This is a genomic window from Castellaniella sp. (assembly GCF_034007085.1).
In the GTDB taxonomy this organism is placed as follows: Bacteria; Pseudomonadota; Gammaproteobacteria; order Burkholderiales; family Burkholderiaceae_B; genus Castellaniella.
In genome coordinates this window covers 1-3253 of record NZ_JAVERO010000189.1, presented here as the reverse complement: position 1 = coordinate 3253, position 3253 = coordinate 1, and the positions used below count along the sequence as shown (strand labels likewise).

Annotated in this window: 5 protein-coding genes; all 5 read left to right on the top strand. The window is 45.4% G+C overall.

Annotated elements, in window-relative coordinates; all coding sequences use genetic code 11:
• Positions 1-567 precede the first annotated feature (567 nt).
• Positions 568-1005: a hypothetical protein gene (locus RBR29_RS11450; RefSeq protein ID WP_320349397.1), complete on the top strand. Its 438-nt coding sequence runs from the start codon at positions 568-570 to the stop codon at positions 1003-1005.
• 433 nt (positions 1006-1438) lie between these two features.
• Positions 1439-1762, top strand: coding sequence for a YbaB/EbfC family nucleoid-associated protein (locus tag RBR29_RS11445; RefSeq protein ID WP_320349395.1), 324 nt, complete (start codon positions 1439-1441; stop codon positions 1760-1762).
• Positions 1763-1765: 3 nt separating this feature from the next.
• Positions 1766-2362, top strand: a complete 597-nt coding sequence (gene recR / locus RBR29_RS11440) for a recombination mediator RecR (RefSeq protein ID WP_320349394.1) — start codon at positions 1766-1768, stop codon at positions 2360-2362.
• A gap of 3 nt (positions 2363-2365) precedes the next feature.
• A complete protein-coding gene (locus RBR29_RS11435) occupies positions 2366-2950 on the top strand; it encodes a riboflavin synthase (RefSeq protein WP_320349393.1) in 585 nt (194 codons plus the stop codon).
• Positions 2947-3253, top strand: a 307-nt coding sequence (locus RBR29_RS11430) for an Ig-like domain-containing protein (RefSeq protein WP_320349392.1), incomplete at its 3' end; no start/stop codon positions are given. The genes RBR29_RS11435 and RBR29_RS11430, both read left to right, overlap by 4 nt.

Genomic DNA, 3253 nt, shown 5'->3' with positions numbered 1-3253 from the left:
GACGCGAGCGTCGCCAACTACGCACTAAGCACTAAGAACTAAGCACACTTGTATATCTCGTTTCTTTCACCCCACAACATGGCTGCGCAATTTTGCGGGGACCCCGAAACCGGCACTTTCCCGTTATTGCGCCTCTCATGAGGCGTCAATCCTAATAAAAGTGAAGGCGAAGCCTGAGCATCCACCGACGCGCAGCGTCGCCAACTACGCACTAAGCACTAAGAACTACGAACTAATGCACCGCGAGCCTTCGCGCTGATTCTACATCAAAAAGCCACAAGAACGGCAAAGTTAGAATAATATAAGGTGAATGAAAAAATTCTTGACACAAGCTAGGACAAATATTTAATGTATTTATTGGACTGTGATTGAGAATTACATTTCTGGTGCTCCCTCGAACTACTGCTGTTTCTGGCATCACTAAACGGGATACCTTTTACAGGTGGCTAGGCGAATTATAAAAAGGTTTTCACGAAACCCTTCAATAGGGTTTCATGGTATATGAGACAACAACTTAGTCTCTGGTAATAGCTTTGGTCCAACACAATAAACAACAAGAAAAAAACAATGAAAAATTCCCTGTTTCTCATAGTATTATTCCTCTCAGTGGCTTTTATTCTGATTGCAACTCCGGTCTCAGATATTACTAGTCTAAAAACTGCAGATAACTTATTGGAGATGTCCCCGGGTATCAAGTGTAGTAAAGACGATTATGAGACCTATGATGCAGAGTTGACATCTATGAGCAGTGGGTTTGACGGAAATCCAGCTTGGGCGACAGAAAGCTTGGTAATTAGAAACTGTTTCTTTAATGATCTTACTACACATGTTGATACACAGGGTAACCAATATCAGGATTTCTCAATATATGACCCAATAGTTGGTTCAGATCCCCAGCTCAATTCCTTTTATCAACCTATATGGAATACAACCACCATGTCACCTTGTATCGATACCGGCGACGGTTCTGTGCCAATGGTATATATTTTATCAAATATCGCATAGAAGGCGAAACCGGACAGATTTCGAAAAAACTCATTCTGTATTAAACCAGAGAGTGCGTTATAGACAATAAACAGAGATTCTGTCCCACTCTTGTCCGCTATAGAGATTGTAGAGACTGCACTTCGAAGCGCTGAACTGATCCGGTATTTTTTGAAGAGAATCAGCGATCACTTGCCGCAATCCTCAGCCTTCTATCTCGCTTAGGAGTCATGGAATAAAGGAGACACAGTCTTGGCACAAATTCGTTTGAGGTCAGCTATCTGCCTATTCAGCTGAATCCGCTGAAGCGTAGAATCGTTCACAATCGTACCCTGCATGAGCACGATCCGGCCGGATAGGAACAGAATCCCTCTAATGAAAGCGCTTGACTAATTTCCCTCTGTCTCAGATATTGTGATATCTTGGAAAGACTAATAAAGATAAGGAGTTCCCCATGTTACAAGGCGGAAAGAATATGAACCAATTGATGAAGCAAGCTCAGAAAATGCAACAAGAGATGATGAAATCTCAACAAGAGCTGGAGAGTAAAGTATTTGAAGCATCCTCGGGCGGTGGGATGGTAAAGATAGGGATGACAGGCTCTTATGAGATCAAAAGCATCAAGATAGACCCCGAGGCAGTGGATCCCGAAGATGTTGAAATGCTCGAAGACCTGATTCTGGCAGCCATCCAGGAAGCTCACAAGCAAGTGGCTGAAGCCGGTAATGACATCATGGGCAAATTAACCGGCGGCATGAAGATTCCCGGCCTCTTTTAGATAATGTATATCAGCGAGAATCTTCAGAAGCTGGTCGATAGTTTGGCACGCTTCCCCGGCATCGGGAAGAAAACAGCTCAACGCCTTGCCTGGCATCTGCTTAGCGAGGATAAAAGCTTTGCGCTGGAACTTTCCGAAATCATCAAAACAAGTGTGGAAGCCTTCAAGCCTTGCACTAAATGTCTGATGCTTTCCGAAAGCGACCCCTGCCCCATTTGCTGTGCGACAAATCGAAGCCCTGAGAGTTTGTGTATCGTAGAGACCAGCGCCGACATCCAGATTATCGAAAATATGAATGAATATCAGGGGCTCTATTTTGTGCTGGGACATCTGCTCTCGCCAATCGATGGCTATGGACCGCGAGAAATCAATGCAGAACGGCTGACGCAAAGAGTGGCAGAACTAAATCCCAAAGAGATCATTCTGGCACTGAAACCATCGGCTGAAGGCGAAGCCACCATTCACTATGTCTGGGAATTATTCAAAGATCACGATATCAGCATCACCCGGCTTTCCACGGGACTGCCCTTTGGTGGAGATCTGGAATACAGCAGCAGTAATACCCTGCGCAGTGCCTGGGACCGAAGATTCAGGGTGTAGAAATTGTTTACCGGAATTGTGGAAGCTATGACCCCTATCCAGAATATCATCGTGGATTCCGGCAGCAAACATCTTCGCATCGAGCGCCCGGAAAGCTTTGAAGACACAAAGATCGGTTCGTCAATAGCTTGTAACGGCATCTGCCTCACGGTGTTGGAGTTGGACCGGACCTCTTTCACCGTGCAGATCATGAATGAAACCGTAGTGAAAAGCAGTGCCGGTAAGTGGCGTAATGGTGATATTTTGAATTTGGAACGCGCCCTCAAAGTGGGCGACAGACTGGATGGACACTGGGTGATGGGGCATATTGACAGAGCAGTGAGATTTATCAGAGTGGAACAGCGGGGATATACCTCATACTATCATTTCGAACTGCATCCGGCGGATAGGCAAATGGTGATACCGCAGGGATCTATCGCAGTTAATGGCATAAGTTTGACTATCGCGCAATTGGGTCAACGGGATTTTAGTATCGCTTTGATCGAGCATAGTCGGAAAAACAGTAACCTTCCTCTGCTGAAGCCCGGTGATTTGGTTAATCTGGAGTACGACGCCCTAGGCAAGTATATATTGAGGAAAAAAATATGAGAAGGATTCAGATTTCTCTATTACTATTCGTAATTATGCTGCTTTTCGCTTGCGGCAGCAAGAAAAGTCCTACCGGAGGGCCAGAAGATACGGAGAAACCAAGCATATTGTCTTCAATGCCCGCGGAGTACGGCGACATCTCATCCGGCATCATCGAAATCGATTTTAGTAAAGCGATGGACAAGAGCAGCCTCAGCAATTCCGTATTCTTCTATCCACCAATAGCAAATAGGCGCATCAGCATCTCCCGCGCCACAATGCGCATCGAGATCCGAGAAAAGCTGCAACCGGATACTTATTATT